This window comes from Pseudomonas sp. BT-42-2 (assembly GCF_025847435.2).
In the GTDB taxonomy this organism is placed as follows: Bacteria; Pseudomonadota; Gammaproteobacteria; order Pseudomonadales; family Pseudomonadaceae; genus Aquipseudomonas; species Aquipseudomonas urmiensis.
Window position 1 is genome coordinate 21,541 of record NZ_JAOYTM010000019.1, and the last position, 6,115, is coordinate 27,655.

A 6,115-nucleotide genomic window follows, 5' to 3' on the forward strand; every position below is an offset into this window, starting at 1 on the left:
CGGTATCAGCCGGACTTGTTGCCGGGCTGCTGCAGGCGGAACTTCTCCTTGCGCTCGATCTGTACGACCTGAGCGTTATGCACGGTAATCTCCACCGCACCGAAACGCAGATCGCGCAAGGCGCTCTGAATCTCACGCAGAATGGTGGCTTCGTCCTGACCGTCGATGCTACGCAGAGATGCACTCATGCTCGTTCTCCTGTGAGTGAAGTGCCGGGCAGAGGTTTGAAGGGGATTTGCGCCTGGCTTGAGGCTCATAGTAGTGAGGCGCGGATATTCTTAAAAATACTGTTTAAGAATGTTTATATAACCATTTTTAACAAGCCTACAGCCTGGTCCTAGTACTGGGGCCGCTTTGCGGCCCTTCGCGGGCAAGCCCGCTCCCACAGGGATTGAGCAGATCTTGAGAGCAGCGCTGTACCTGTGGGAGCGGGCTTGCCCGCGAAGGGCTGCAAAGCAGCCCCAAAGCGCTCAGCAACTTCAAGGTTTCAGGTTGATTTGCTCTGCGGCTCACGGATCTTGTACCAGGCCACATACAGCGCGGGCAGGAACAACAGCGTCAGCAGCGTTGCACTGATGATGCCGCCGATCATGGCGTAGGCCATCGGCCCCCAGAACACTTCCCGGGCAATCGGGATCATGCCCAGGCTGGCCGCTGCCGCCGTGAGCAGAATCGGCCGCCGACGATGGTTGGTCGCCTCCATTACCGCATCCCATGGCGAATAACCTTGAGCCTCGAACTCATCGATCTGGGTCACCAGGATCACCGAGTTACGAATGATGATCCCGGCCAGCGCCAAGATCCCGAGAATCGCCACGAAGCCCATGGGCGTCCCTGTCGGCACCAGCGCCAGCACCACGCCAATCAAGCCCAGCGGCGCCACACTGACCACCAGGAACAGCTTCTGCACGCTGTGCAGCTGGATCATCAGGAAAGTCGCCATCAAGAACAGCATCAACGGAATGACCTTGGCGATCGGCCCTTGCGCCTTGCCGCTCTCCTCCACCGTACCGCCGGTGGCCACCTCATAACCGGGCGGCAGCTGGCCGGCGAACTCGTCGATCTTCGGCTTGAGCTGGGCCACCAGGTCGGTGGGCTGGATCTCGCCGCTGACCGACGCCTTGATGGTGATGGTCGGCTTGCGATCACGCCGCCATACCAACGGCTGCTCCAGCTCATAGCGCACGGTGGCGAACGATAGCAGCGGGATGGAAGTGCCGTTGGGGGTGAGGATCTGCAGGTTCTGCAAGGTGTCGGGCGAGCCGCGCTCGCTGTCCTCGGCGCGGGCGATCACATCGACCAGGTAGATGTTGTCGTTGACCTGGGTGACCGGCACGCCGCTGACGATGCTGTTCATCACGTTGGCCACGTCCTCGGACGAGAGGCCCAATTGGCGCGCCTTGTCCTGGGCGATCTCGACCCGCAGCACCTTACCCGGCTCGTTCCAGTCGTAGATCATCTCGCCAATATGCGGGTTGGCATCGAGCAAGGTGGCCAGTTCGATCGCGTGCTTGCGCACCTGGTCGATGTCCTTGCCACTGACCCGATACTGGATCGGCCGCCCTACCGGCGGGCCCATTTCCAGCGACTGGACGTTGGTGCCGATCCCTACGAAGTCTTCACGCAGGATCTTCTGCAGACGCTCGATCAGGCTCTGGCGCTCTTCCAGGCCTTTGCTGACGATCACCAGCTGGGCGTAGTAGGGATTCTGCAGTTGCTGGTCGAGCGGCAGGTAGAAGCGGATCGCACCCTGGCCGATGTAGGTGCTCCAGCGCACCAGGTCCGGGTCGTCCTTGATCTTCGCTTCCAGGCGGTCGACCACCTTGCGCGTCTCTTCGATCGAGGCGTTTTGCGGCAGGTTCAGGTCAACCAGAATTTCCGGTCGGTCCGATGCCGGGAAGAACTGGTTCTGCACGAAGCGCATGCTGAAGATCGCCAGGGCGAACAGCAGCACCGTGCCGATGATGGTCAGCCAACGGTGACGCATGCACCACAGCAACCCACCCTCGAATGCCCGCCCAACCCGGCCTGGCTCGGCGTCGTGCGCCTTGAGCTTGTCGCTCTTGAGAATATGCACGCCCAGCACTGGGGCGAAGAACACCGCCACCACCCAGGAGACGATCAGCGCCACCGCGATCACCGCGAACAGGGTGTAGGTGTACTCGCCCGCAGAGCTGGCGTTGAGGCCGATGGGCACGAAGCCCGCCACCGTCACCAGGGTGCCGGTGAGCATTGGGAAAGCCGTCGAGGTGTAGGCGAAGGTTGCCGCCTGCTCCTTGCTCTCACCCATCTCCAAGCGTGTGACCATCACCTCCACGGTGATCATTGCATCGTCCACCAGCAGGCCCAGGGCGATGATCAGCGCGCCCAACGAGATCCGCTGCATGGTAATGCCGCTGTACTCCATGAACACGAACACCATGGCCAGCACCAGCGGAATCGAGCAGGCCACCACCAGCCCGGCGCGCACGCCAAGGCTGACAAAACTGACTGCCAGGACGATCACTACCGCTTCGAACAGCGCGCTGGTGAAGCCACCGACCGCTTCCTCGACCACCACCGACTGGTCGGACACCGTGTGCACCCCGACACCTACCGGCAGCTCGGTGACGATGCTGTCCATCTTCTCCTTGAGCGCCTCGCCGAACACCTGGATGTTGCCGCCGGCCTTCATGCCAATGGCCAGGCCGATGGCGGTCTGGCCGTTGTAGCGGAACATCGGCGCAGGCGGATCGGTGTAGCCGCGCTCGATATTGGCGATATCCGCAAGGCGGAAGAAGCGATCGTTGATCCGCAGGTTGACGGTTTCCAGGTCTTTTTCCGAGGCGAACTGGCCAGTGGTGCGCACCGAAATACGCTCCGGGCCAGCCTCGATCACCCCGGCCGGGGTCACTGCGTTCTGCGATTGCAGGGCCTGCATGACCTGGCGTTGATCAATACCCAACGAGGCCAGCTTGCGGGTCGAGAAATTCAGGTAGAGCACTTCGTCCTGGGTGCCGACCAGTTCGATCTTGCCGATATTGGGCACTTCGCGGACTTCGGCGCGCGCCTGCTCGACATAGTCGCGTAGTTGTCGCAGGGTCAGGCCGTCGGCGGTAAAGGCGTAGATCGAACCGAACACATCGCCGAATTCATCGTTGAAACCCGGTCCCTGGATGCCTTGGGGAAACTGCCCGCGAATGTCATCGATCTTCTTGCGTACCTGGTACCAGATCTGCGGGATGTCCGCCGCTTTGGTGGTGTCGCGCAGGTAGACATAGACCGTCGACTCGCCTGGGCGGGTATAGCTTTTCACATAGTCGAGCGAATCGAGCTCCTCCAGCTTCTTCTCGATGCGGTCGGTGACCTGGTAGAGCGTCTCGTCCTGGGTCGCGCCGGGCCAGCGGGTCTGAATCACCATGGTCTTGATGGTGAACGACGGGTCTTCCTCACGGCCGAGATTGAAGTAGGAAAAAATCCCCATCAACAGGCCAACGAACATCAGGTACCAGACGAAGGATTGGTGCTTGAGCGCCCATTCCGAAAGGTTGAAGCTTCCTTTCATCGTTCTTCCTCATCGAAGGTGACCTGCTGGCCGGGCTTGAGGGTATTGACCCCGGCAGTGACCACGCGCTCCCCAGGCTGCACCCCGGAAGCGAGGATGATGCTGTTGGCTGTACGCGTGATCAGGGTGACGTCGCGGGTGCTGACGGTTTTTTGTTGTGGGTCGACCACCCAGACCTGGGTCTTGCCATCGCGCTCGAGCAGCGCGGTGCCCGGCAGCTCGGTACGCGGGGTCACTGCCGAAGTCAGGGTGACACTGATCGCCGTGCCCAGATGGAAGGCAGCGGGGGTGTCAGCCAGGGTCAGGCGGGCGCGGCGCGTGCGGGTGGTGGCGTCGGCCTGCGGCTCCAGCTCGCGCAGGGTGGCGGTGGTGTGGATGCTCGGATCGAGCTGCGAGGCAACGGTGAAGGTGAGGTCTTTGTTCAACTGCTCGGCGAGTTGGATGGGCAGGTCGATGACGGCCTCCTTGACGTCAGGCCGGGCCAGGGTGACCACTTCTTGACCGGCGCTGACGGTTTGCCCGGCCTCGGCTTTCCAGGCGGTGACCACGGCGGCATGGTCGCTGCGCAGCGTGCTGTAGTCGAGTTGATCGCGGGCTTGGCTTACCGCCGAGCGCGCTTGTTCCAACGACGCGCCGGTGGTTTTCAGGTCGGTCTGGGCGATGTCCAGCTGAGCCTGGGCGCCGACGCCGCGGTCGTACAACTGTTGCTGGCGGCGGGCGTTGGCCTGGGCATTGATCCACTGCGCCTCGACCCTGGCCAGATCGCCCTCGGCGGCGCGCAACTGGTTTTGCTGATCGGTCGGGTCGAGGGTCGCCAGGGTATCGCCAGGGTTGACCCGCGCGCCCACGTCCAGCCAGCGCCGGGCAATGCGCCCAGAAACACGAAAGCCCAGGGTGCTCTCGAAGCGCGCCTGGATGCTGCCAGCAAAGCGCCCCAGCTGCGATTGCACCTGCGGCTCTACCAGCATCGACAGCACTGGACGGATCGGCTCGGGTTTTTCTTCATCGCTCCCACAAGCGCTGAGCAACAAGCCGGCAGACAGTATCAGCAGTAAGCGCTTCATGGCGCGGCCCCTCCGTCCTTGGCGCTGACCTTCTCTACCTGCATGCCCGGGTGCAATAACTGGCCGCCACTGACGACCACGGTCTCACCGCCCTTGACCCCGTCGGCGACGACGATCTTGCCGGTCAGGTAACGGCCCACCTGGACTTTGCGCAGCTCGACCTTGTCGCCCTCGCCGACTACCCATACGGCGGGCTCCTTGAGCCCCTTGGTCAGTGCCGACCAGGGCAATTCGATACTTGGCCGGCCCTGGCTGCGCCCGGTGGCGGTCACGGGCGACCCCAATTGCATCCCCGCCGGCACATTGCGCAGGGCCACCTTGACCTGCACCGTGCCGCTCTCGGCAGACACCGTTGGCGTGATCTCACGCACCCGGCCCTCGGCCTGGACCTTGGGGTCATCCAGCAGGCTGACGATCACCCCCTCATCGCTTGGCGGGGCAATCAACAGTGACTCATAGACGTTGAAGACCGCATCACGGTCGCCATCCACCGCCAGGCCGAAAATCGGCATGGTCGCCTGCACTACTTGGCCGACCTCGGCCTGCCGCGCCGTTATCACGCCATCGGCTTCGGAAACCAGCGCGGTGTAGCTCAGTTGTTCCTTGGCGTTGGCCAACTGCGCCTGGGCCGCCTTGAGCGCGCTCTGGCTGCTGCGCAGGGCGGCTTGGGCGGAGTCGTATTCACTCTGGCTGGTGTAGCCCTTGGGTAGCAGTTTCTGCTGGCGAACGAACGCCGCGCTGGTCTGGGTGACCCGCGCCTGCTCGGCGAATACCTCAGCCTTGGCCGATTCGACGTTGTTCTGCAGGTCTTTCGGATCGAGCCGGGCGAGCACCTGGTTGGCCTTGACGTGATCGCCCACATCGACGCTGCGCGAGATGATCTTGCCACCCACGCGGAACGACAGATCGGTCTGCACACGCGCTTGTACGTCACCGGTGAGGGTGACCTTGGCGGCGAAATCAGTGGGTTGGACTTGCAGTACACCTACCCTGGGCAGTTTCGGACTCGAGACTTCCTTCTCGCACCCCGACAGCAGGAACAGCAACCCCAGGCAAACGACCGACAGTAGACGCCTCAACGTCATTCAGGCTCCTTGCTTGCGCGCAAATGGTTCGAGGGATGCGACTGTTAGCGTAGATCAGGGTTCCGAAAAGGACACTGATGGGGGTCAGTTAAGGGAAATTGTCGTCTGTTCTGGCCTCTTCGCGGGCTAGCCCGCTCCCACAGGTATTGCGTTGGCCTCTGGAACAGTGGAGTGCCAATTTCTTTTCAGAAACCATCAAGCCCAGCAGACACCCCGCTATCTCGAGAACCCACAATACCTGTGGGAGCGGGCTAGCCCGCCAAGAGGCCAGCACAGCCACAGCCAACCCTTGCCACATCCAGAAACCATCAAGCCAGCAGACACCTCGCTATCTCGAGAACCCCACAATACCTGTGGGAGCGGGCTTGCCCGCGAAGAGGCCAGCACAAGCACCGCCAACCCTTGCCACATCCAGAAACCAT

Annotated in this window: 4 protein-coding genes; all 4 read right to left on the reverse strand. The window is 62.3% G+C overall.

All coding sequences use genetic code 11. The features are described from left to right. Positions 1–5: 5 nt before the first annotated feature. Positions 6–188: a sulfur starvation response protein OscA gene (gene oscA / locus OIU19_RS22160; RefSeq protein WP_016489716.1), complete on the reverse strand. Its 183-nt coding sequence runs from the start codon at positions 186–188 to the stop codon at positions 6–8. A gap of 299 nt (positions 189–487) precedes the next feature. Beyond that, positions 488–3,544 carry an efflux RND transporter permease subunit gene (locus OIU19_RS22165; RefSeq protein WP_264236804.1) on the reverse strand — a complete coding sequence of 1,019 codons (3,057 nt, stop codon included), beginning with the start codon at positions 3,542–3,544 and terminating at the stop codon, positions 488–490. Then, positions 3,541–4,608, reverse strand: coding sequence for an efflux RND transporter periplasmic adaptor subunit (locus tag OIU19_RS22170; protein WP_264236805.1), 1,068 nt, complete (start codon positions 4,606–4,608; stop codon positions 3,541–3,543). The genes OIU19_RS22165 and OIU19_RS22170 overlap by 4 nt, the downstream gene beginning before the upstream one ends. Then, positions 4,605–5,693, reverse strand: a complete 1,089-nt coding sequence (locus OIU19_RS22175) for an efflux RND transporter periplasmic adaptor subunit (protein WP_264236806.1) — start codon at positions 5,691–5,693, stop codon at positions 4,605–4,607. Before OIU19_RS22175 ends, OIU19_RS22170 begins: the two co-directional genes overlap by 4 nt. Positions 5,694–6,115: the final 422 nt, after the last annotated feature.